At 37.8% G+C, this 23684-nt stretch carries 20 protein-coding genes and 2 riboswitches; of the genes, 5 read left to right on the top strand and 15 right to left on the bottom strand.

Annotated elements, in window-relative coordinates:
• Positions 1-99 precede the first annotated feature (99 nt).
• Positions 100-969 (top strand): Cof-type HAD-IIB family hydrolase, encoded by an 870-nt coding sequence (locus IGJ50_RS10360; RefSeq protein ID WP_069639296.1) that lies wholly within the window; start codon positions 100-102, stop codon positions 967-969.
• 42 nt (positions 970-1011) lie between these two features.
• Positions 1012-1527 carry an LURP-one-related/scramblase family protein gene (locus tag IGJ50_RS10355; RefSeq protein WP_069639354.1) on the top strand — a complete coding sequence of 172 codons (516 nt, stop codon included), beginning with the start codon at positions 1012-1014 and terminating at the stop codon, positions 1525-1527.
• A 23-nt stretch (positions 1528-1550) separates the two neighbouring features.
• Here the strand turns inward: IGJ50_RS10355 and IGJ50_RS10350 are convergent, their stop codons facing one another.
• The 3 genes from IGJ50_RS10350 to IGJ50_RS10340 all read right to left on the bottom strand — a co-directional run bounded on the left by IGJ50_RS10350 (position 1551) and on the right by IGJ50_RS10340 (position 4484).
• Positions 1551-2120 carry a GNAT family N-acetyltransferase gene (locus tag IGJ50_RS10350; protein WP_069639297.1) on the bottom strand — a complete coding sequence of 190 codons (570 nt, stop codon included), beginning with the start codon at positions 2118-2120 and terminating at the stop codon, positions 1551-1553.
• A 146-nt stretch (positions 2121-2266) separates the two neighbouring features.
• A complete protein-coding gene (locus IGJ50_RS10345; protein WP_083244303.1) occupies positions 2267-3421 on the bottom strand; it encodes a 3D domain-containing protein in 1155 nt (384 codons plus the stop codon).
• A 217-nt stretch (positions 3422-3638) separates the two neighbouring features.
• A complete protein-coding gene (locus tag IGJ50_RS10340) occupies positions 3639-4484 on the bottom strand; it encodes a putative ABC transporter permease (protein ID WP_069639299.1) in 846 nt (281 codons plus the stop codon).
• 166 nt (positions 4485-4650) lie between these two features.
• On the opposite strand from IGJ50_RS10340, the gene IGJ50_RS10335 reads away from it, so the two are divergent.
• On the top strand, positions 4651-6375 hold the full coding sequence (locus IGJ50_RS10335) for an ABC transporter ATP-binding protein (RefSeq protein WP_429950264.1): 1725 nt from the start codon (positions 4651-4653) through the stop codon (positions 6373-6375).
• Positions 6372-8135: an ABC transporter ATP-binding protein gene (locus IGJ50_RS10330; protein ID WP_429950262.1), complete on the top strand. Its 1764-nt coding sequence runs from the start codon at positions 6372-6374 to the stop codon at positions 8133-8135. The genes IGJ50_RS10335 and IGJ50_RS10330 overlap by 4 nt, the downstream gene beginning before the upstream one ends.
• Positions 8136-8193: 58 nt before the next feature.
• Here the strand turns inward: IGJ50_RS10330 and IGJ50_RS10325 are convergent, their stop codons facing one another.
• Complete coding sequence (locus IGJ50_RS10325; protein ID WP_083244304.1) at positions 8194-8730, bottom strand: folate family ECF transporter S component; 537 nt, start codon at positions 8728-8730, stop codon at positions 8194-8196.
• Between the two features lie 358 nt (positions 8731-9088).
• Positions 9089-9191, bottom strand: a riboswitch (THF riboswitch).
• 62 nt (positions 9192-9253) lie between these two features.
• Positions 9254-9676: a methylglyoxal synthase gene (mgsA, locus tag IGJ50_RS10320; protein WP_069639303.1), complete on the bottom strand. Its 423-nt coding sequence runs from the start codon at positions 9674-9676 to the stop codon at positions 9254-9256.
• A gap of 183 nt (positions 9677-9859) precedes the next feature.
• On the opposite strand from mgsA, the gene IGJ50_RS10315 reads away from it, so the two are divergent.
• Positions 9860-10969, top strand: a complete 1110-nt coding sequence (locus tag IGJ50_RS10315; RefSeq protein ID WP_069639304.1) for an ABC transporter ATP-binding protein — start codon at positions 9860-9862, stop codon at positions 10967-10969.
• A gap of 381 nt (positions 10970-11350) precedes the next feature.
• On the opposite strand, the gene IGJ50_RS10310 is transcribed toward IGJ50_RS10315, so the two are convergent.
• From IGJ50_RS10310 to IGJ50_RS10265, 10 genes are all read right to left on the bottom strand, one after another.
• A complete protein-coding gene (locus IGJ50_RS10310) occupies positions 11351-11983 on the bottom strand; it encodes a hypothetical protein (protein ID WP_069639305.1) in 633 nt (210 codons plus the stop codon).
• A 189-nt stretch (positions 11984-12172) separates the two neighbouring features.
• A complete protein-coding gene (locus IGJ50_RS10305; protein WP_429950260.1) occupies positions 12173-13837 on the bottom strand; it encodes a formate--tetrahydrofolate ligase in 1665 nt (554 codons plus the stop codon).
• Between the two features lie 27 nt (positions 13838-13864).
• Positions 13865-15052: a M20 metallopeptidase family protein gene (locus tag IGJ50_RS10300; protein ID WP_429950258.1), complete on the bottom strand. Its 1188-nt coding sequence runs from the start codon at positions 15050-15052 to the stop codon at positions 13865-13867.
• Between the two features lie 136 nt (positions 15053-15188).
• Positions 15189-16571 carry a dihydrolipoyl dehydrogenase gene (lpdA, locus tag IGJ50_RS10295; protein WP_429950256.1) on the bottom strand — a complete coding sequence of 461 codons (1383 nt, stop codon included), beginning with the start codon at positions 16569-16571 and terminating at the stop codon, positions 15189-15191.
• 188 nt (positions 16572-16759) lie between these two features.
• Entirely contained in the window at positions 16760-18208 is a 1449-nt protein-coding gene (gene gcvPB / locus IGJ50_RS10290; RefSeq protein ID WP_429950254.1) for an aminomethyl-transferring glycine dehydrogenase subunit GcvPB, read from the bottom strand.
• A complete protein-coding gene (gene gcvPA, locus IGJ50_RS10285) occupies positions 18205-19521 on the bottom strand; it encodes an aminomethyl-transferring glycine dehydrogenase subunit GcvPA (protein WP_429950252.1) in 1317 nt (438 codons plus the stop codon). The genes gcvPB and gcvPA overlap by 4 nt, the downstream gene beginning before the upstream one ends.
• 3 nt (positions 19522-19524) lie before the next feature.
• Positions 19525-19908, bottom strand: a complete 384-nt coding sequence (gene gcvH / locus IGJ50_RS10280) for a glycine cleavage system protein GcvH (protein ID WP_069639311.1) — start codon at positions 19906-19908, stop codon at positions 19525-19527.
• A gap of 24 nt (positions 19909-19932) precedes the next feature.
• Positions 19933-21018 (bottom strand): glycine cleavage system aminomethyltransferase GcvT, encoded by a 1086-nt coding sequence (gene gcvT, locus IGJ50_RS10275; protein ID WP_069639312.1) that lies wholly within the window; start codon positions 21016-21018, stop codon positions 19933-19935.
• 187 nt (positions 21019-21205) lie between these two features.
• Positions 21206-21309, bottom strand: a riboswitch (glycine riboswitch).
• Positions 21310-21329: 20 nt separating this feature from the next.
• Positions 21330-22328: a linear amide C-N hydrolase gene (locus IGJ50_RS10270; RefSeq protein ID WP_429950250.1), complete on the bottom strand. Its 999-nt coding sequence runs from the start codon at positions 22326-22328 to the stop codon at positions 21330-21332.
• A 36-nt stretch (positions 22329-22364) separates the two neighbouring features.
• A complete protein-coding gene (locus IGJ50_RS10265; RefSeq protein ID WP_429950248.1) occupies positions 22365-23564 on the bottom strand; it encodes an MFS transporter in 1200 nt (399 codons plus the stop codon).
• Positions 23565-23684 lie beyond the last annotated feature (120 nt).

The raw sequence follows: 23684 nt of genomic DNA, 5'->3' as shown, positions 1-23684 counted from the left end.
TGATTTTTTGAGTAGTGACAAGAAAATTTTTTCTGCACTGAAATTGCAAAAACATGGTAAACTATAGGTAAGTTAAATAAACGAGGGGTAGAAAATTTTATGATTAAATTGATTGCTTCAGACATGGATGGAACATTACTCGATTCAAAAATGGGGATTTCAAAGGACAATGCTTCTGCAATCAGAGAAGCAGAACGACAAGGCATTGAATTTATGGTTGCGACAGGACGTGCCTATACCGAAGCAAAACCTGCTCTAGATGAAGCTGGGATCGAATGTGCGATGATCACGTTGAATGGTGCAAAAGTATTTGACAAGGCTGGTAATTCACTTTTTACCGCAGGAATCGAAAAGCAAACTGCAACAGATATCTTAGATATTTTAGAAGCGCACGATATCTATTTTGAAGTCTCTACAAACAAGGGGATTTATTCTGAACAACAAGAAAAAAGAATTGAAAATTTTGCTTCACATATTGCAACGACTATGCCCCATTTGACCTATAAAGTAGCTATTGCTATGGCTGCAGCGCATTTATCTTTATTAGATATCACTTATATAGAGGATATGCGCACTTTAATTAGAGAAGACGACATCGAAGTCTTAAAAATCATTGGTTTCAGTATGGATGGACCAAAAGTATTAGGCCCGGCAAGTGCTCAAATCAGACAATTGAATGATTTAGCAGTCACTTCCTCTGCTCAAAATAATATTGAGGTCAATCACAAAAATGCTCAAAAAGGAATCGCAGTCGCTCATGTTGCAAAAGATCGTGGAATTTCCGAAAAAGAAGTGATGACCATTGGCGATAATTTTAATGATGTTAGTATGTTGCAATGGGCGGGTGTTAGTTTCGCAATGGGCAATGCTGAATTAGAAGTCAAAGATCATGCAAAATATATCACGTCTACCAACTTAGAAAACGGGGTCGGCGAAGCGATATTACGTGCAATTAGAGAAAATTTATAATGTATTAAACGGCTAAACAACAAGGAAAAGAGGTGAGAGATGGTGTCTGAATTTTTTATTCAAGAACAACAATTGAGCAAGGTTACAAGAACCATTGTGAAAGACGAAGACGGCAAGTCCATTTTCTTACTTGTTGGCCGTTGGGGAACACGTGGTGATGCGTTGTCCTTATATACGATGAGCGGTGAATTAGTCGCTAGCATCAGACAGACCTCCTTTGCGTTTGGTTCACGTTTTGACTTGTATAAAGGATTTGAAAAAGTCGGTGTTTTACGGAAGATTTTAAATTTGAATGCTGACTTTTATTATATCCAACATATGCATTGGACCGTTTTAGGGGATATTAAAAATCATCGGTATTCTATTTACCAAGTGAATCATAAAGTGATGGAAATGAGTAAGGCTACTCTTTTCTCTGGTAATTACTTTACCCTGGATGTTGCAGATGACGAAGATGCGCCATTATGTATTTGTATTGCAGCAGTCTTAGATTATTGGCTATATAATAAAAAGAAAGATCAGAATCACAAACCAATCATTGGTTGGGGTACTTGTTGATATACATAAAAAATCAGCGGATTTTATTCGCTGATTTTTTTCTGCATATGATCGTACAAGTGTCCGCTGATCATCATCTCAGCCACATCTTTAAACCCTTTGCGGCTATACAATTTTTTAGCATTAGGATTTCCCTTGTCTACACTTAAACCAATGATTTCTTTACCATCTCGCTTCGCCATTTTTGGCAAAGCATCTAACAGTTTAGAACCGATTCCAGTCCCACGATACTTTTCATCAACGGAGATCGAATCTAAATACCACTCTCCCGGTAATGTTTCAGGATCGATAAATATTCTGATTTCTTCATCCAAATTGTATTTACGCAAGACTTTTTTTAACGGTTCGTCAATTATTGGTTCGTCTTCATTTGGATAACCAAAAGCAATTCCAGCTACATGCCCATTGTCTTCATAAACCAATCCTCGCTGATAGCCATAACGATAAGTTGGATCGGCTACTGCTTCGGCTAGAACGGCTAAAAGTGTTTTCTCTGGGATAATTTCTAATAAAGGTAATTCCATATCTTTTAAAATAACTAAGATCAACGGAGCAATAGCCTCTCCGTCTTCTTTTGTTGCAAAACGAATCATTGTTATTCCTCACTTTCTATAATGAAGTGTACCATTTATTATTTGTTAATGCATTACATTCACTTTTTTTTTAATTTGTTTTAACAAACAATGAGAAAAACAGTAAATCTGCAGCAAAAAAGACACTCGAATGAGTATCTTTGATTTTATTGAATTGTAACTTTGACATTATTTCTGCGACCCCAAGTTAAACATTGGTCAACAGATGGGAAATGTACATCAATAATATTCCCTTTGATTGCTCCACCGGTATCACCAGCAACCGCAAAGCCATAGCCTTCTACTTCAACAAATGAGCCTAGTGGAATCACACTTGGGTCAACGGCAATCACATTACTTTGTGAACGAAGATCGATCCCAGTCGCTGTGATATATCCTGAACCAGCTTCTCTAAAAGAATAAGCTGTTGATTGCATGTAGAGTACTCGCCCGTTAGCATTGCCTTGTCCAGTATCCCCGCCAGCGCTTGGTACTTCTTCCGGCTGAGATGGTGGTGTGACAACAGGTTGTTCTTCGCTAGAAGAGCTACTTGAATCACTGCTTAATGATGAACTGTTGCTTGTACTTGACGATGAAACAGTCGTTTTAGCTTTACTTTGAGCGGCTTCTGCCTGCTTACGCGCTTCAGCTGCATTCTTTTCATCTGTGATTCGTTTTTCTTCTGTCTGTTTTTGATCAGCGATTTGTTGTAACGCTGCTTGATTATCAGATAATTGCTGTTTTAATGTCACAACTTGTTCATCCATTGCTGAAGCTTCATCCTGTAATTTCGTTTCGTTGGTTTGTAATTCTTCTTGTTTATTTTTTACAGTTTCTTGAAGTTCAGACAATTTTTCTTTATCTTTAGATAGACTATCGATTTTTTCTTGTTCTGCATTTTGTAAGATTGTCATCGCATATGCTTTATTAAAGAAATCTGATACACTTTCAGCATCTAATAATACTTGCCATGTACGCTGTTCCCCACTTAGCTGGATATCTTTCATACGATTTCCAACGACTTCTTTACGGCGTGCAATGCTTTGTTCTGTCACTGTGATTTCAGCTTCAGAGTTCTTGATTGTTTCTTCAGCTTTTGAAATATCTGCTTTAAGTTTTTCAATTTCAGCGTATTTTTCATTAACATCATTCAAAGCTGTATTGATATCTTTGCTAAGTGATTCTCCTGTTTGTGCGGCTTGTGTTTCTTTATCCTTCAGCTCGTCTAATGACTCTGCTGCGGCACCAACTGGAAGAGCAACATTTACTAGCATGATAGCAGCTAAAAATGGTATCAATTTTTTTACTTTCACTGAATCCAACACCTTTCCTAACTAAATCCAACTCCACCTATTATACTAATCTATCAGGCTTATTTTATTTCAATAGCGTTACAATTTGTTACATTTCAGCGAAAACATCCCTTTTGCTGTAACATTGTTTGTTTTTATCTAATGTGTTTTACTGAAAAGAATGCTTACATACCAATGCTTTAAAGCGTTATAAAACACTCTTTCCGACTGTTATAGTCACACCAAATTATTTAACATTCTTTTTGTTTTTTTTGATGATTTCTTGGACTTCAGAAGAGTTTTTCACCTTTTTCAGCTTCAAATTGGGATAATTTCGAACCCAACGCTTTTGATTAAAGCTCATATGTGTGACTAATTTTTTGATTGCAGGCGTTTCTTTGAACTCTTCCAACCAAGTGATTCTTTCTGTCATTTTAGCTTGTTTCCGTTCATTGATTTCTTCTGATACGGACTCTTTAAATTCAGAAAGATTCGTTGCAAGCTCCTCTCTTTTTTCAGCCAAAACTGCTGTTAATTCTTGCTTACGTTCTTCCACAGCTGTATTGAGTTGAGACGTAACTTTTTTGAATGACTGCATATTAACTAAGGTATAAACTAAATCGCTAAGCAACAAAAATAGTAAAATGATCGGTAGTACTAGTCCAAATTTTTCAGATAAAAATGTCTCAAGGAGCATGACTTTGGGATGGATGACACGAACGATCAATACACAGCCGATTCCCCAAAATAGCGATACCGGCAAGGCAACTCGGCCATTGATATTTAAGGGAACATCTTTGTAGTCCCACCATGAAGCGTGGAATAATTTTTCCAAGCCATAACTCGTGATATACTCTAAGATAGTGACTAGAATCGTCGATAATAAATATAAAACAACAATATTTTGTTTGAGCGGCTCTAAAAAATACAGGACACCTAAAATACCAAAGCCATAAATTGGGCAATAAGGTCCGATTAAGAACCCTCGATAGACAAACTTTCCAGCTTTTAATGAGCAGTAAACAGTTTCCCAGAGCCAACCGACAAACGAGTAGATAAAAAACAATAAAACAATTTTGATAAATTCATTCATATATTTTCTCCTTCAAACAGCATTTACTAGCTATTGTAACAAATAATTATGGTTTTATGCTAGCAACTTTATTCTCAAGAAATATTGATATACAATAGAAGGGAAAATAAATCATGTTCATCTTTTAGAAATTCTGTAATACGCTTTTCATTTTAGGAGGAAATTCATGTTCAATTTACTTAGATACGCGAAGAAGTACCGCAAGCAAATCATACTTGGACCTTTTTTTAAGTTTTTAGAAGCTTGTTTTGAGTTAGTCTTACCATTATTTATGGCCCGTTTAGTTGACCAAGGAATTCGTAATAATGATCGTGCCTACGTAATCCAAATGGCCGGTTGGATGCTTTTGATGTCGATCATCGGACTAATTTGCGTAATGATTTGTCAATATTATTCCTCAATTGCTTCACAAGGGTTTGGAACTGAACTAAGAAATCAACTGATGAAAAAGATCAATCAACTTTCACATGCTGAATTGAATAGCTTCGGAACGGATACCTTGATTACAAGAATGACGAATGATATCAATCAATTACAGTTAGCCTTAGCAATGTTGATTCGCCTTGTCATTCGGGCCCCCTTTTTAAGTATCGGTTCAGTGATTATGGCCTTTTACATCAACGTGCAAATGGGCTTTATTTTTCTACTGATGCTGCCAATTTTTTGTCTTATTCTTTATTTTATTATAAAAACAACTGTACCTTTATATAAGAAGGTGCAAGAAAAACTGGATTCGCTCAATCGTCAGATCAGTCAAAATTTGAGTGGTGTCCGCGTTATTCGTGCCTTTGCTAGAAAACAAACGGAAGAAAAACGAGTCAACAACGTAACAGATGACCTTTCTGCTATTTATATTCGTGTCTCAAATATTTCCGCTTTATTAACTCCCGCTACAACCTTAGTCATGAATCTTGGGATCTTAGCGTTACTTTATCTTGGCGGGATCAAAGTCGAGATTGGCGGGCTGCAACAAGGTGAGGTGTTAGCTTTAATCAATTATATGAATCAAATGCTGCTGGCTTTGATCGTTGTGTCAAATTTAGTGATTATTTTTACTCGAGCTTCAGCATCTGCCTCAAGAGTGAGTGAAGTGCTCGCTGTTGTTCCTAGTATTCAATCAGAAAAGTTCGATCCAGCCTTTAAAGAACAAGCCAAAGGCATCGTATTCGATCATGTCTCCTTCCGCTATCAGCCAACTGCCGGACTAGCATTGACAGATATTTCCTTGGAAATCCCAGCAAATTCTGTTCTAGGGATCACTGGTCCCACAGGTGGCGGTAAGAGTACGCTGACTCAATTGATTCCACGTTTTTATGATACAAGTGAAGGGAATCTATTTGTCAATGGAATCAATGTACGTGACTGGTCTCTAGATAAGCTACGCAAAAAAATCGCAATTGCACCTCAAACAGCTATTTTATTTACAGGAACTATTCGAGAAAATCTTCAATGGGGTAAAGAAAAGGCAAGTGATGACGAATGTTGGCAAGCACTCGAGACTGCTCAATGTAAAGAATTCGTTGAAAATTTAAGTGACGGTTTAGATACGCAAGTTTATGAAGGCGGCAAAAATTTTTCCGGTGGTCAAAAGCAACGTTTAACTATTGCTCGTGCCTTGATTCATAAACCAGCCGTGTTGATTCTAGATGATTCTTTAAGCGCCTTGGATTATCAAACCGATTTAAATTTACGAACAGCACTAAAACAAGATTTAAAAGAAACAACTCTTATCCTGATTTCACAACGTATCAGCTCGATTCAACAAGCTGATCAGATTCTCGTTTTAGCTAGTGGAAAACAGGTTGGCTTAGGGACTCACGAGGAACTATTACACCATTCTACAGCTTATCAAGAAATCGTCGCATCACAAGAGGAGGAAACTGAAAAATGAAGACAAAAAAAAGAACCTCAAATTCATTGAATCGTTTCATGCCTTACTTGTTACGTTATCCAAAAGAAATGACCGCAGCGGTCATTTTAGGCATCCTCAGCGGTTTAACAACCGTTTTAATGACCTATTATATGGGAAAATCTGTGGATACAATGATTGCCAAAGGGCACGTCAACTTTATGCTTTTGTTCCATTTTCTTAGTTCGTTAGCAGGTATTTTGATGATCACTGTTATTAGTCAATGGCTGATCCAACGTTTAGGTAATCGTGTTTCTTACCTGTCTGTTGCTGAACTTCGAAAGGATGCGTTTGCTCATTTAAATCGATTGCCTTTAAATTATTATGTTCAGACTTCTCATGGAAATATCGTCAGCCGTTTTACAAATGATATGGATAATATTTCGGTGGCCTGTTCAGCTGTCTTTAACCAGCTTTTTTCTGGACTATCTGTTGTAGTCATCGCCTTCTTCTTTATGCTCAAGTTAAGCCCATTACTTACGGTTGTTGTTTTAATTGCAACACCAATCATATTTCTCGTCAATTGGTTAGTGGCAACCTCTTCTCAGAAAAACTTTTCTGCTCAACAAAAAATTGTTGGAGAGATTTCTGGTTTCGTTACTGAAATGGTTGGCAATCAAAAAATCGTCAAAGCCTTTCAGCAAGAAAACGTTTCTCAACAACGTTTTGAAGCATTAAATCAACAATTATATGTTCGCGGTCAAAAAGCGCAATTCTCCTCTTCTTTAACCAATCCTTTATCGCGTTTTATTGATCATTTAGCTTATTTATCGATTGGTCTTGTGGGTGGTTTGTTGTTGTTAAGCGGCAATCAAACAATCACGATCGGTGTTATTTCGAGTTTCACTATTTATTCTAGTCAATTTTCTAAACCGTTTATTGAATTATCAGGAATCACAACGCAAATCCAAACGGCTTTAGCTGGACTAGATCGAACGTTTGAAATCATCAATCAGTCTGAGGAAAAAACAGATGGACCACATAGTTTTGTCTTAAATGATGCGAAGGGAAAAGTGATCTTCGATCATGTAGATTTCTCTTATACGCCTTCAAAACCACTGATCCAAGATTTTAACCTAACGGCATTTCCTGGTGAAACCATTGCTATTGTTGGAAAAACAGGTGCTGGTAAATCAACCTTAGTCAATTTATTAATGCGTTTTTATGAAGTTGATAGCGGTCAGATCTCAATCGATGGTCATCCGATCACGCAGATTACAAGAGACAGTTTACGAAAAAGTTTTGGGATGGTTTTACAAGATACTTGGTTATTTGATAGCACAATCCGTGATAATCTGACGTATGGAAATCCAGAAGCAACTGATGCACAAATCAATGCTGCTATGAACAAAGCCTATATTTTTGATTTTGTTACTCGTTTGCCTGAGGGTTTAGACACCTTGATCGGTGCTAGTGGCATCAAAATTTCTGAAGGTCAAAGACAATTGATGACCATTGCAAGAACGATGATCAGTGATCCACCAATGCTGATTTTAGATGAAGCAACTAGTTCGGTCGATACGTTGACTGAAAAAAATATTCAAGATGCCTTCTTACAGATGATGAATGGTCGAACAAGTTTTGTGATTGCGCACCGACTTTCAACCATTAAAAATGCGGACAAAATTTTAGTAATGGAACAAGGATCTGTTGTTGAAATCGGCAGTCATGATGAATTGATTGATAAAAAAGATGGGTATTATCACGCATTATATGAAGCTCAATTTAAAAATCAACTGTAAAATAAAGAACAAAAAAGCCTCAAACTTCCTTGGGATGTAGGACAGTTTGAGGTTCTTTTTATTTTAAATTAATTAAAGATTTATTTAAAATTTGCTTATAAGGAATTTTATTGCCTAAATAGTAAGTAGCAACTACTTGGATTGGTAAAAAGACGATGTTCTTCACAATCCTAGGTATCCACCAAGCCAGATTAGAGAGATCTACGCCATACATTAGACCAAGCCATAGTGGTGTTAGAAACATATGAATAATCAACGTGACTAATGAAGTCGCTAAAAATACTCGTTTCCAGGTTAACTCCTTCTTATAATAAAAGAAACCATAAATTGCGCCGGAAATAAACGCATTCAAGGTAAACCCTGGAAAATAAGGTCCTTTAGGAAACAGCAACATGCCGACTGTATCAGCAACAGCACTACCGATCCCTGTCCAAAACGGACCAAAAAGAATGCCCATCAATGATTCTGGGATAAAGGTAAAACTAATACGTAAAAATTGGGTTTCAAACGAAATAAATCGTGTGAAAACCACCATTAACGCGATCAATAGACTCATCAGCGTAATGATTCGGGTCTCAATCTTTGTCTTATTCATTTCTAGCATCTCCTCTAAGAGCTGCTACACAAAATATGCAGCGAATGCGAAAACAAAACCGCGAATATAGAAAAGTGAAGCGAACTGCTTATCTCTTTTGAAAATTAGGAAAGTAGCATTGAAACGCTTTTTGTTTCACTGATACTTTGTCTATTTTCCTAAAGAGATGGTTCGTGCAACTAGATCATTGAAAAGCGGAATGAAGCGTCTAGCCTTTTAGAAAGTTAGGAATATGAACATGGAACATCTTTTGTTCCATGTTCATATTGTCTACTTTCCTCAAAGGCTGCTTCATGCAGCTAGATCATTGAAAAGTGAAGCGAACTGCTTATCTCTTTTGAAAATTATCTACTTTTCAAAAAGCTAGTTCGTATAGTAAAAATCACTATTCTCCTATATTCTTCGTCCGAAAGGCAACATCCCATCCTCTCGGCACTTAACGCTTTATTTCCTACTCTGTTTTATTAGGCCTAAGCCTAAGAGCAATATAGCATATTCCATTATTCACTGCAATCAATTTTGACTAAAAAGATAAGGGCTTATTATCTGTCTCATGCACTACATTTCTAAAATCTGCGAAGCCTGCTTGTAAGCCTCTTAATAAAATTTCAGCAGTACCGATATTGGTTGCTAAAGGAATTTCATAAACGTCACTCAAACGAATCAAAGCGGTCACATCTGGCTCATGAGGTTGTGCCGCCAGTGGGTCTCGTAAAAAAATCACCATATCTAGTTTATCTTCTGAAATCATGGCTCCAATCTGCTGATCGCCACCTAAAGGACCTGATTTAAAACGGTGAACAGGTAATCCAGTTGCTTCCGCAATTTTCAATCCTGTCGTTCCCGTGGCAAATAGTTCATGCTCTTTTAATATTGGTTGATAGGCTAAAGATAGTTTGACCATTAATTCTTTTCTTCGATCATGTGCGATCAATGCAATTTTCATGATTACGCCCTCTTTTCATTTCTTTTCCTTATTATAACAAAGACAACCCTCACAAAGTAAAAGAACGATTGATTATTTGTCACTTTGACGAAAAAACGTTTTTTTCTTGTGCAACCTTCCATTGAGATTATATAGCGCTTTCATTTATACTGAAGGTACAAAAAAAAGAAAAGAGTGACGACAATGGTAGAAATGGCGCTAAAACATATCTATAAAAAATACGACAATGCAGAAAATTATTCTGTAACTGATTTTAATTTAGAAATTGCTGATCGTGAATTCATTGTATTTGTTGGCCCATCAGGCTGCGGAAAATCTACAACTTTAAGAATGATTGCTGGTTTAGAAGATATTACGGAAGGCGAACTTTCCATCGGTGATAAAATAATGAATGATGTCGCACCGAAAGACCGAGATATTGCCATGGTTTTCCAGAATTATGCTTTATATCCACATATGACTGTTTTTGATAATATGGCCTTTGGCTTAAAACTGCGTAAATATGATAAAGCAGAAATCAAAAAACGGGTAGAAAATGCAGGTGAAATCTTAGGTTTGACTGATTATCTGCAACGCAAACCAGCAGCACTATCTGGTGGACAACGCCAACGTGTCGCTTTAGGTCGAGCAATTGTTCGTGATGCAAAAGTTTTCTTGATGGATGAACCTTTATCAAACTTGGATGCAAAATTACGGGTTGCTATGCGTGCTGAAATCGCTAAATTGCATCGTCGTTTGGAAACAACTACAGTTTATGTAACACATGACCAAACCGAAGCGATGACAATGGCTGATCGCATCGTTATCATGAAAGACGGGTTTATTCAACAAATCGGGTCACCAAAAGAGGTCTATAACACACCAAATAACGTTTTTGTAGCAGGCTTTATCGGTTCACCTGCGATGAATTTTTTCAATGTTACCTTAAATAATGGTGTTATTCGTGATGGTCATGGATTAGAACTAAAGATTCCAGAAGGAAAAAATAAATTATTAGGTGAAAAAGGTTACGAAGGAAAATCGATTATTTTTGGTATTAGACCAGAAGATATCCATAGTGAGCAAGTAGCTTTAGATACAATGAATGACGCTGTCGTTCGTTCTGAGGTCGTTGTATCAGAATTACTAGGTGCTGAAACAATGTTGTACACCCGATTAGGTGATACAGAATTCATCTCAAAAGTTGATGCGCGTGATTTCCATCAGCCAGAAGAACTGGTCGATTTAGCATTCAATATTAATAAAGCCCATTTCTTCGATCCAGAAACTGAGCAAGTAATCAAACTACCTTAAACTATAAAAGTGACTAAGACAAAACTCTTTGCGATTTATTGATGTCACCGTGAAGCCAAATAAACGGTGGGAGCAGAAGCAATCACTACGCTTCGCTTCGATCACATCAAATTCTAAGTGCTAAAGCACTAAGATTTGAAGGCTTCGGAAATAAGCCGAAATTCACAAAAATTTGAAAAGCACCAATTAGGAATCATTCAACATCGTAATTAAACATTCCGTGTTTCTTGTCATTTTTGTGAATTCCTTCTTATTGCTGTAAAACACAACGAAGTATGAGTTGATGTTGCACAGTACCTACGTGGTTCTCGGGATTAAACACTCCTGTCCCAACCTCTTTGGTCCAATTGCTAAAGCCTAAACGACTTTTGTAACAACCTCTTATATCTGTGGTTCAGTCTTTTGGGGAAGAATGGCCACTTTTGCTCGTTCTAATTTTTTAGCCTGACTAAATACTGGAATATCAAACGGTTTACTTAAAGCATTCGCTACAAAATAAGCAATGTTGTAATCAATCAAACTATGAATCAATCCACCAAGTCCCATCAACAAAAAGATCGAATACATGTACCCTTGTGAATAGTAAGTTTCCGGCAGATTACCCATTGTATAAAAAACACTTACTACAGCTAATTCTGCAGCAGAATGTATAAAACCTATCATTAAATTAAACAATTGAAAACGTCCATTGAACAAAACCAATTTATGCTTAGATAAAACAATCGTTGGATGGTTCTTTAAATAAAAAGCACCTATCACAGCAAATAGTAAATGAGAAAGTGCCCTTAACGCAATAATCGGCGTTGCTGAAAGAAAGAACCCAAATCCAGTTCCTAAACTAACTGCTACTGCTACTCCTGGTGAAAAGAACATTGCTAAAAATAGCGGTACATGACTAGCCAATGTAAAGGATGCTGGTCCGATCGTGATCCTGGGCATGACCATAGGAATAATAATGCCCATTGCCACTAATAAAGAGGCAATTGTTAAATGTCTTACTGAGTTCTTTTTCATATTCCCTCCGATGTGTCTTGACATATCTGATAATATTCATTTTAAAGTAAAAACAACTAGGTGTCAAGACACATAGGTAATGCTTTTGACTAAAAAGTAGTTGCTCGTATAGAAACCTAAATAAACTCATTGCGGACAGTATATAGCCGTATCAATGAGTTTATTTATTATGTTACAGATTATTTCGACTTAAAACAGACCAATGATCTTTCCATCGGGGTCAACATCGATTTTTTCATAAGCTGGTTTCTTTGGTAACCCAGGCATTGTCATTACTGACCCCGTATAAGCTACAATAAACCCTGCTCCAGCCGATATCTTGATATTACTGACTGTTATCGCAAAATCGGTGGGTCTTCCTAATTTGGTTTGGTCATCTGAAAATGAATACTGAGTTTTAGCCATACAAATTGGCAAATGACCGAACCCGAGTTTTTCCAGTTTAGCAATTTCTCTTTCCGCAATAGGCTCATAGCGAACAACGTTTCCTCCATAAATTTTCTCTACGATGGCACTGATTTTTTCTTTGATTGGCAATTCGTCTGGATAGGCAAATGAAAAATGATTTTCCAGATCGGCTAGTCGAACTACTTCTTTCGCTAGCTCTTCACCACCGGCACCACCTTGAGCCCAAACATCTGAAAGAACTACATTCACATTGCGTTTTTGGCATTCTTCTTTCACAAGTTCAAGTTCTGCATCTGTATCTGTAGGAAACTTATTGATGGCTACTACTGTTGGTAACCCAAACACAGTCGTTGTATTTTCGATATGTTTTAAAAGGTTTGGCAATCCGTCTGTTAAGGCTGCTATATTTTCAGCGCCAAGTTGATCTTTAGGTACACCACCATGCATTTTTAATGCACGAACAGTCGCTACAACAACAACCGCCGAAGGTCGAATACCAGATTTCCGACATTTGATATCGATAAATTTTTCAGCGCCTAGATCAGCACCAAAACCACCTTCTGTCACAACATAATCGGCTAGTTTTCTAGCCGTGTTCGTTGCGATCACGCTATTGCAGCCATGTGCGATATTGGCAAATGGTCCACCATGGATCAATGCTGGATTGTTTTCTAATGTTTGAACGAGGTTGGGCTTGATCGCATCTTTCAATAAAGCTGTCATAGCGCCTTGTGCATTCAGTTCTCTGGCCGTAACAGGTTGATTATCATAGGTGTAACCGATAATGATATTAGCTAGATTTTCTTTCAAATCTTCAATATCATTAGATAAACATAAAACGGCCATGATTTCTGAAGCAACTGTGATTTCAAAACCATCTTCTCTAGGAACACCGTTGACCCGAGCCCCTAAACCATCAACAATATTTCTTAATTGACGATCGTTCATATCCACCGCTCTTTTCCAAGTGATACGACGATTATCAATTCCTAGCTCATTCCCTTGAAAAATATGATTGTCAATAATTGCTGCTAACAGGTTATTTGCTGCTCCAATCGCATGAAAATCCCCTGTAAAATGAAGGTTGATATCTTCCATTGGAACAACTTGCGCATAGCCGCCGCCAGCTGCTCCTCCTTTTATTCCAAAAACAGGTCCCAAAGAAGGTTCCCTTAACGCGATAATCGCCTCTTTTCCGATTCGATTCAATGCGTCACCTAGACCGACAACTGTGGTTGTCTTGCCTTCCCCAGCAGGCGTGGGTGTGATTGCTGTAACCAGGATCACTTTGCCTTTTTTGTTGCCTTTGATTTTTTCAACTTCTATTTTAGCTTTGTATTTTCCATACGATTCAAATTGTTCTTCATCCAAACCAAGTTGTTCTGCTACTTTTGTGATAGGCAACATCGTAGTAGCTTGTGCAATTTCAATATCTGTTTTGACCATTCTTTCCTCTCCATTCCATCAATTCTTTCAGTTGTTCTTTAACCACGACATTGCTGTATCTGTATAAACTTTTGCTCCTTCAACCAACACAGACTCATCAAAAACAATAGTTGGATTATGGAGATTGATATTTTCTTCAGATGCCACCAAAAGAACGGTTGTTGTTGGAATCAATTGACTGATTTCGCCAAAATCTTCACTACCCATCAATGGTGTTGACATCGGAATAGCGACAATACGTTCTGCTCCAAATGTTTCTATCAGTGAATTTTTAGTAAATGCCGTTAATTCAGGATCATTCACATTGGTTGTGCAACCATTCGTGAAAACCACCTCAGCTTCGGCACGAAATGCTTTTGCGATATTTTCAGCGATTGCAACCATTCGTTCTTTGACCTGTCCACGGACCTCTTCTTTTAAGGTTCGTAAGGTTCCTTTCATCACTGTCGTTTCTGGAATAATATTAGAAGCACCTGGTGTTCCCCCAATAAATTCGCCGATGGTCAGCACAAACCGTTCCTCTGAACCAATTTCTCTCGCTGATAATTCTTGTAGCGCTGTATAAATATGGACAGCTACATTGATTGGATCGATTGATGTTTCAGGTTGGGATCCATGTCCCCCACGACCTTTGATATTGATTTCAAACCAATCCGCACTAGCCATAAAAGTCCCTTCTGGTGTTGGCATGATCTGACCTGCTTTAAACCCTTCAAATGGGAAAACATGGATCATCATGCCAGCATCTACTGTAGGATTTTCTAGTGCCTGATGTTTGATACAGTCTTTTGAACCTGAAAGTATTTCTTCCCCAGGTTGAAATAATAACTTCACTTGTCCGTCTAATTCATTTTCAAATTCTTTTAATAATTTTGCAGCACCAAGCAACATCGTTGTGTGCATATCATGACCGCAGGCATGCATATAGCCATTTTCGGATTTAAATGGTAGATCAGTCAGCTCGCGAATCGGCAGTGCATCCATATCACCTCTTAGTAAAAATGTTTTACCACTTTTTTTACCCGCCACAACGGTGACACCAGACTCTCCGCATGCTTTAGGTTCATAGCCGTATTCTGTGAGTCTCTCTTTTACAAAAGCCATAGTATTCGGTAAGTCCATCCCTATTTCTGGATTCTGATGTAAATGTCTTCTGATTTGAATTAGTTCGTCTTCTAAACTATCGGCAACTTTTTTTTGTGTTTCTGTCAGCATTATTTTTTCTCCTTTTCTTTTTAAATGAAATGACTTTCAATAAATTTGTAAAAACCAATCATGTACCCAAAGCGAACGGAAAAATTGCTTCTCTTATTATAGTACCAAATATTTCAGAATATTTGGTATATTTCTATTATTTTTTAGGGATTGTGTGGATTCCAAGACCTTGAAGCGTTTCATAAGCCTCGCCTATTCCTTCATTATACGTTGGATGTGGATGAACAATCGACATTACTTCCTCAATCGTCAACCTGTTAACAATTGCTGTCGTAAATTCACTGACCATATCTGTTGCCCGATCACACATCAGCTGCGCACCAATAATTTTGCCATTTTGTGCATTTGCAATGACTTTGATGAATCCTAATGAATTCCCTGCAATCATTGTTTTTCCGTTTCCCGCCATGTTGTATTTGCCAACATCCACAGAGATTCCTTGCCTGTTTGCCTCTTCTTCTGTCATTCCGACAGCAGCGATTTCAGGTGTAGTGTAAACACAAGAAGGAATTACCTCTAAATCATATTCCACTGCTTTTTGATTCATCGCCAAAACAGCATTCACGCCTTGAGCAGAAGCTACATGAGCCAATTGAGTGCCACGGCTTGCTACATCTCCGATGGCATAAATGCCTTTAATAGACGTTTCAAAAGCATCATTGACCCAAATACTTTGATTTTCACTTTCTACGTTCAAATCAGCTGAAAATACCTCTTCAAAGCTTGCTTTTCGACCAGTAGCAATCAAAACTGCATCACTTGTAACAGTTTTTTCTTTTCCTTTAGACGTATAGGTACAGGTCAACTGTTCCTCCTTAGAAATACCGGACACGATCGATTTGGTTGCTACTTTGATTCCTTGTTTTTTTAAAACCATTGCTAATTTTTTGGAAATTTCACTATCAAAATTTGGTAATAATGTATTAGCAGTTTCAATAATCGTTACATCACAACCTAACGCATTAAAAATCGAGGCAAACTCAACGCCAATCACTCCACCGCCGATAATGGTCATTTTTTTATAGGTATTCGGCTGTTTTAAAAGTTCGTTACTTGTTAATACACCTGGTAAATTGCTACCTGGAATCGGTGGAATCACTGGTTTTGAACCTGTTGCGATCATGATTTTTTCGGTCTCGTATCTTGATCCGTCAACGTCAATTACACCCACTTGGATGATTTGTGCTGATCCGAAAATCAATTCGATTTTATTTGCTTTGACCAAACCTTCGATTCCTTGAACGAGAGTCTCAACCACTTTATTTTTCTTTGCGTAAATTTCTTCCATGTTCATTTGGCTATCATCAATATAGATACCATATTCACTCGCGTTTTTTATTTCACGAACTGTTTCAGCTGAATGTAATAATGCTTTCGTCGGAATACAGCCTCGATTTAAACATGTTCCTCCTACTCGATCACGTTCAACAAGAGCTACTTTCATCCCCAGCTGAGCCGCTTTGATCGCTGCAACATATCCACCAGGCCCCGCCCCGATTATGATTAGATCATACCGCATACCATTCCTCCTTACTCTTTTGGTAAAAGCATAGCGGGCTTATTTAATCTCGACTGAAAAATAGGAAAAATGAACTGCAATGCTCTTTATCACATTTTATTTTTCTTATTTCCTGAGAGACTAGCCCGCATAGCTAGATAACTCAAGGTAACAACGTTCCGCTTTGTACTTTTCAATAGCAGCTCACTTTATTCATTGTTTTCCAAAGCAAAGTCATAACGAACAATGGGATGTCTAGCAGCTCTTACTTCATCTACACGATGGATTTGAGCATGTAAAGGATATTCATGAAAAGCTTCCGGATTTTTATGAGCATCTTCATAAAGTTTACGATAAACGGCAATTGCATCATCCATCCGTTCTTTTGACTCTGTTTCTGGCGGTTCCACCATCAGAGCTTCCGGTACAGTTAAGGGGAAATACATCGTTGGCGGATACATATGATGATCTAAAATCCCTTTCGCTATATCTAGTGCTGTTACACCTGTTTCTTTTTTCAATTTATCTAAGCTAATTACAAATTCATGCATACAAGACTCGCCATATGGCACTTCAAAGATATCTTTTAATTCATGAAGCATGTAATTAGCATTTAATACTGCACTCTTGGAGGCAGACGAAATTCCTTCTGATCCTAAAAATAAAATATAGGTCAACGCTCGCAAGAAGACTGAAAATTGACCATAGAAGCCTTTTACTAATCCAATTGAATTCACAGGTCTCGTAAAGCCTATTTCCGCTCCTTTCTTGACTGGATAATAGTCCGGTAAAAATGGTTTTAATAATGATTTGCACCCAACAGCGCCAGATCCTGGGCCACCGCCACCATGTGGTGTTGAAAAGGTTTTGTGTAGATTTAAATGAATAATGTCAAAGCCCATATCACCTGGACGTGCAACACCCATAATGGCATTTAAATTTGCACCATCATAATAGTTCAATCCACCCGCATCATGAACGATTTTCGTGATTTCTAAAATATTTTTATCAAAGATCCCAGCTGTATTTGGGTTGGTCAACATCAAACCCGCGGTATCTTCCCCAACCGCAGCTCTCAGCGCTTCAATATCCACACAACCATAGTTATCTGATGGAATATTCACTGTAATCATCCCTGTCATTGCTACACTTGCAGGATTTGTTCCATGAGCAGAATCAGGGACAATAATTTTGTTTCGTTGTGGTTGACCATGCTTTTTGTGATACGCTTTGATCATCAATAAGCTAGTAAACTCACCATGTGCACCCGCTGCTGGTTGAAATGTTATTGCATTCATCCCCGTGATTTCTTTCAGCAACATTTCCGTCATGGTAAAAACTTCTAATGAACCTTGAACTGTATGCTCTGGCTGCAAAGGATGAATACTTGCAAAAGCGGGATAGGTAGCCATTTCATCATTAATTTTAGGATTGTATTTCATTGTGCAAGAACCTAAAGGATAAAAGCCATTATTGATACCAAATGTTGCATCTGCTAGTTCTGTATAATGTCGACTGATCTCAGGTTGAGGCAGTGAGGGCAAATGGAGTTCTTTTTGGCGCTTCATTTCTTCTGGAAGAGCCGTGGTTGGTACATCACATGGTGAAATCATTTCGTTATAATACCCTTCTACACTACGTTCAAAAATTAATTTCATTGTCCACACGCCTCCTTCACCAATGCAACGACTTCATCTATTTGTTCTTTCGTATTCATTTCTGTTACACACCATAGTAAACCTTGCTCTGTCGGATAGCCGCCTAAGATGTCATGTTCTTCTAATTTAGCTAGAACCACTTCATTTGCTACTGGAAAAGTTGTCACAAATTCGTGGAAAAAGGGACTATCATTCGTTCGTTTTACCCCTTTGATTTGCGTTAGTCCATCCAAAAGGTAATGAGCTTTGCTGTAACATTGCTCAGCTACTTCCTGAATACCCCGAGCGCCCATTGTACTCATATAAACAGCATTAGTTAAGGCGCACAGTGCCTGATTTGAACAAATATTAGAAGCTGCTTTCTCTCTACGAATATGTTGTTCACGAGCTTGCAGTGTTAAAACAAATGCTCGATCACCTGCTTCGTCCACTGTTTCCCCTGCAATACGCCCAGGTAATTTACGAATCATTTTTTCTTTTGTCGCAATGAACCCAATATAAGGTCCACCAAAAGCTAATGGTATCCCAAATGGCTGTGAATCGCCAACCGCAATATCTGCCTCAACTTCACCAGCTGTCTTTAGTACCGTACTAGCAACTGGATTGACGCTCATAATAAATTTAGCTTTTGCTTCGTGAACCATTTCAGCGATTACCTCGACAGGTTCAATTCCTCCATAATAATTAGGTTGTTGGACAATAAAACAAGCGCTTGTATCATCTAATTTTTCTTTTAAAACAGATAAATCTGTCAATCCATCTTTCTCTGGAATCATCACAAATTCGATTTCTCTAGAACTAAAATAAGTCAACGCTGTTTGAATCGTCATTGGATTTGTCGTTTCTGAAATCAAAACCTTTAAGCGTTTTTTTTCTAAACACATATTGATCGCTTCAGCAGCAGCCGTTGCACCATCGTAAACAGAAGCATTCGTTGCATCCATTCCGGTAATTTCACAAATCATTGTTTGATATTCAAAAATCGACTGTAACAATCCTTGACTGATCTCTGGTTGATACGGCGTGTAAGACGTCATGAATTCTTCCTTTGCTGAAATTTGCTTTACAATAGCAGGAATATAGTGATTATAGGCACCCGCACCCCGAAAAATGCTGGAGAAGACTTTATTTTTCTTGCCCATCTTTTCTAAAATACGTCGTACTTCAAATTCTGATTTTCCCGCTGGAATAGCTAGATTTTTTATAATCATTTCTTTCGGGATATCCTGATAAAGGTCACTCATATTTTTTAAACCGATCGTTCTCAGCATTTCTTGTTGTTGTTGTGGCGTTGAACCAAGATAGTTACCCATTCATTATGCCTCCTCAGCTTCTTCACAGAATTTTTTATATTCCTCAGCACTTAGCAAGTCTTCGATTTCGTCTACCCCTTCCACTTCAATTAACCATGACTCTAACGGTGCTGAATTGATCAACTCAGGACTGTCCAAAAGCTCTTCATTGACTGCTGTCACTGTAGCTGTGATTGGAGAATACGCTTCTGAAACAGCCTTGACAGATTCAATATCTGCAAACGATTCACCCTTGGTAACATCGTCACCCTCATCTGGTAAATCAATAAAAACGATATCACCTAATTGATCTTGTGCATAATCAGACAGACCGATTTTTACTTTATCTCCATCAAAAAGTACCCACTCATGTGATTTTGAAAACTTCAATTCCATAGCTTTTGTCATAATAAACGACTCCTTCTTTTTCAATTATTTTTTTACAAATGGTAGTGTGACAACTTCTGCTTTAATTTTTTTGCCTCTAACCTCAACTTCTATGGGAGAACCAATTTCTACACTATTCTTCTCAACTAAAGCCATTGCACAGGCTTTACTAATGAATGGACACATGGTGCCTGAGGTGGTCTGCCCGATTTTCTTATCATTAAAATACACATCAGCTCCTTCACGAACAATTCCTCGATCCGTTAACTGCAGACCGATTCGAGTAATTTTAGGTTCCCCTTTGTCAATGAGCGCTTTTTTGCCGATAAAATCTTCTTTTTTCATCTTGACGGCAAAATTTAAATCCGTTTCAAGAGGAGTAATTTCTTCTGTCATTTCATGACCATAAAGCGGCATCCCAGCTTCTAACCGTAACGTATCACGAGCTCCTAAGCCACAGGGAATGATGTCATATTCTTGACCCGTTTCCAGTAATAAATTCCATAATTTGATTCCGTCTTCTGGTTTACAGTACAATTCATACCCAAATTCTCCGGTGTAACCGGTTCGTGATAATAGACACGTCACACCGCCTACATCAGCATTTTCAGTAAAGCTATAATATTTTTTAGGAATCTCTTCTTCTTTCGTTCGTTTTTCAATCATCTCTTTGGCAAATGCGCCTTGCAATGCAATTTGAACAAATTGATCCGATTGATCCGAAAATGCCACTTCACCAAATAAGTGTTCTTTCATCCATGCAACATCTTTTGCTCTATTCGCTGCATTGACTACTAATAAATATTTTTCATCGCTACATTTATAAACGAGTAGATCATCGATCACACCGCCGTTTTCATTACACATCAAGGTATATCTAACACGACCTACTTCTAAGTTACTAAAATCATTGGTTAACAAATAGTGCAAATTCGCTAAAGCATCTTTTCCTTCATAAACGACCTCTCCCATATGGGAAACATCGAATAATCCTACTTGATTTCGAACAGCTAAATGTTCTTTGATCACACCGCTGTCTTTGTACTGAACAGGTAGTGTGTAGCCAGCAAATGAAACCATTTTTCCACCGGCTTCAAGATGTGCGTCATATAAAGGTGTTTTTAAATCCATCTTTTCTACTCCTTTGCTTCTGTGTATTTTTAGTACTTAACCAATGACACCTCCAAGCTATCTAAACTATATAAAAAAACAGAGGAACAGGCATCTTAAAAAAATGCTAGTTCCTCTGTAAAAAACCTGAGAGATTCGTCTTCCTCTTGAAGAGTTGCTCCTTCGGTGCTTTCGCTTTCCAGAGTGATGTCCAATTACGGTCCTTTTACCTGAGATCTTCATGATCAATGATTTGCGTCATTGATTATTTATTCCTTCGGTGCTATGACTAGTCTCTCCCGTAATTCTCTTCCATCAACTTTATTTTAGGTCTATTTTTCGTTCTTTTTAGGCATTGAATAATATTGTTGTTCCCTCTTTAATTCAAAATACTGAGGTACAGAATTATCTAATCTACCGGCTTTTAATGACAAGGTTTGGATCATACGATTTTCATACAAATGAATATACAGTTGCTTTTCCTTACTATCGTAGGCACTGGTATATTGGGTGTACTGCACATCCGTCTGTGAACTGACTTTCACAACTCCTTTAGGAATATCAAAGCTATCTAAAATATGGAAAATTTGTTCTATTACCTGTTCATCATCTACTTTTTCAGAAAAGTGTTTTAGATAGACTGCACGAATAAAACGAGATTGTGGAGTAAAATCGCCTGGGATTCCGAGCAAACCAGATCCTTTACCATTTGAAAACACATAAAGATTATCCATCTGAATAGCTGGTGCGATCATGTCACTAAGTCCTACGTAATTTTGAAGATTGGTTAAATGCCAGTCAAATTTTGGGCTGTTCGTAAAAACTCCCACAGGATTATCATATATTTCATAGCCGCCTTCAATCGATGGTTCTACAACGATCGACGCACCAGATTCATCTTGGAAAACGTAGTGCTGCGGAATGCCAACCTGATTGTCAACAATTGCAATCGCTGTCTCTTGATTGACTCGCTCTTTTATTGCCGCAACTGATGCATAATTTGTTAAGGCATAGGTCACAAATTCAGCGCCAGCCAATGGCAATTTTCCCATCTTGCGAATTTCATCCGATTCAACATAGCGATTATCATTGCCGAAATAAAAAGAGCCACCCATTAATCCTTTTTCATTCACTCCGTCTACTAATAATGGATTACCAGCTAGAGCTATACCCATTGCAGCAAAATGTGTCCTATAATGATCCAATGATGTACTTAAATCATAATTTTTAGGGATAATCGCACCGTCGTAATCCAACAATACTTTAAATTCTTGTGTCCGTCCCCAATAGCTGTTCCCTAATTTAGATTTCACTGTGATTCCCGTACACATCTTCTCACACCCTTTTACTTTTTTCAAAATTCTGAATTAAGATTTCTGATTTTTTTGAATCAATAACGTAATCCCTCCAGAAACAACGAATGAAACGCCAATAAATAAAAATGAACTGAAGAAGCCGCCATTAGAAAATTGAATCAATGCCCCAATAATAGTCGGCGCCACAAACCCACCTGAAACACCAATCGCATTGATCGTCGCATATTTAGCAGAAACTTCATCTGAAGGGAATATTTTCACTGGGATGCTCATTAGCGTCGCAAAAGCTAAACTAGCAAAAGCCACCGCACAAGCTAATGAAATCATGCTCATGAAGAATGATCCGACAACTGAAACTAGAAGAGCAAAAAGTCCGCCACCTATCGTTGCGACAAAAATCACCTTTTTTTCTTTTCCAATAAAATATTTATTGACCATAACCCCGCCTAACATCGCTGCCACCATTGTGAAAAAGCCAATAACTGCCGTTACATAAGCAGTTTGAGTTAGAGCCAGTCCGTGCGCTTCGACTAGATAAGTCGCCATCCAGCCATTTAGCCCATAAATTGCAGCATTGATGAAAAACGCTGCAAATATCAAAATCCAAACATTTTTATCCTGTAATACTTCTCTGAATGAAATCGTGCGCTTATTTTTTAAATGCTCTTTTACTCCACCAAATTCTTTAGGAATCACAACATACATCAATACTGCAACCAAAAGAACCACCGCCCCTAAAATATAATAAGTCCTATGCCAACCAACTTGAAGTAAAAGTGGCGCAATCAGTAAGGGACCAACAATTGCCGCAAAACCTGATGAAGCGATCATAGTCGATTGTGCCGGCCCACGTTTTTCTATTGGCAATTCTTGTGAAATGAACGTGCTGACAGAAGACGGATAACCCGAATGAGCAACCGCACCTGTCATGAAACGAACTAAAATCAAATACAATAAAGAAAAGCCAAACCCGAATAAAAATAGAAAAATTCCTACTAAAAAAACGGAGATGATCATCATTTTTCTCGTACCAATCTTACTTGATAAATACCCAAAAGGAATTTGAAAAACTGTATACCCTAGAAAAAAGGCGCTCAACACCAAACCCTTTTGCTGCGGATCAAATCCTAAATCATTTGCAATCGTCACCAGTGACATACCAATTGTTGTTTTATCGATATAAATACATGTGTATCCTAAAAAAATAGCCGCCAGCATCCAATGAATATTTCTCGTCTTCTTATTTTCCATATTTTCACTCCTAACGAAAGAAAGCGCTTTCTATTTATGATTATCCTTGATATTCAGAAAAAGTCAATAACTGAAAGCAATTATTTTACATAAAGTTAAAATAAATTATTTCGATAGACT

The sequence above is a fragment of the Enterococcus sp. AZ101 genome (genome assembly GCF_050499005.1).
In the GTDB taxonomy this organism is placed as follows: Bacteria; Bacillota; Bacilli; order Lactobacillales; family Enterococcaceae; genus Enterococcus_L; species Enterococcus_L ureilyticus.
The sequence above is the reverse complement of the archived record's forward strand: the minus strand, read 5'-3'. Positions and strand labels throughout refer to the sequence as shown.

Coding starts and splice junctions, on each gene's coding strand:
- IGJ50_RS10360 (WP_069639296.1), top strand. CDS start 100: ATGATTAAATTGATTGCTTCAGACATGGATGGAACATTACTCGATTCA.
- IGJ50_RS10350 (WP_069639297.1), bottom strand. CDS start 2,120: ATGATTCGTTTTGCAACAAAAGAAGACGGAGAGGCTATTGCTCCGTTG.
- IGJ50_RS10340 (WP_069639299.1), bottom strand. CDS start 4,484: ATGAATGAATTTATCAAAATTGTTTTATTGTTTTTTATCTACTCGTTT.
- IGJ50_RS10335 (WP_429950264.1), top strand. CDS start 4,651: ATGTTCAATTTACTTAGATACGCGAAGAAGTACCGCAAGCAAATCATA.
- IGJ50_RS10330 (WP_429950262.1), top strand. CDS start 6,372: ATGAAGACAAAAAAAAGAACCTCAAATTCATTGAATCGTTTCATGCCT.
- IGJ50_RS10325 (WP_083244304.1), bottom strand. CDS start 8,730: ATGAATAAGACAAAGATTGAGACCCGAATCATTACGCTGATGAGTCTA.
- mgsA (WP_069639303.1), bottom strand. CDS start 9,676: ATGAAAATTGCATTGATCGCACATGATCGAAGAAAAGAATTAATGGTC.
- IGJ50_RS10315 (WP_069639304.1), top strand. CDS start 9,860: ATGGTAGAAATGGCGCTAAAACATATCTATAAAAAATACGACAATGCA.
- IGJ50_RS10310 (WP_069639305.1), bottom strand. CDS start 11,983: ATGAAAAAGAACTCAGTAAGACATTTAACAATTGCCTCTTTATTAGTG.
- IGJ50_RS10305 (WP_429950260.1), bottom strand. CDS start 13,837: ATGGTCAAAACAGATATTGAAATTGCACAAGCTACTACGATGTTGCCT.
- IGJ50_RS10300 (WP_429950258.1), bottom strand. CDS start 15,052: ATGCTGACAGAAACACAAAAAAAAGTTGCCGATAGTTTAGAAGACGAA.
- lpdA (WP_429950256.1), bottom strand. CDS start 16,571: ATGCGGTATGATCTAATCATAATCGGGGCGGGGCCTGGTGGATATGTT.
- gcvPB (WP_429950254.1), bottom strand. CDS start 18,208: ATGAAATTAATTTTTGAACGTAGTGTAGAAGGGTATTATAACGAAATG.
- gcvPA (WP_429950252.1), bottom strand. CDS start 19,521: ATGGGTAACTATCTTGGTTCAACGCCACAACAACAACAAGAAATGCTG.
- gcvH (WP_069639311.1), bottom strand. CDS start 19,908: ATGACAAAAGCTATGGAATTGAAGTTTTCAAAATCACATGAGTGGGTA.
- gcvT (WP_069639312.1), bottom strand. CDS start 21,018: ATGGATTTAAAAACACCTTTATATGACGCACATCTTGAAGCCGGTGGA.
- IGJ50_RS10270 (WP_429950250.1), bottom strand. CDS start 22,328: ATGTGTACGGGAATCACAGTGAAATCTAAATTAGGGAACAGCTATTGG.
- IGJ50_RS10265 (WP_429950248.1), bottom strand. CDS start 23,564: ATGGAAAATAAGAAGACGAGAAATATTCATTGGATGCTGGCGGCTATT.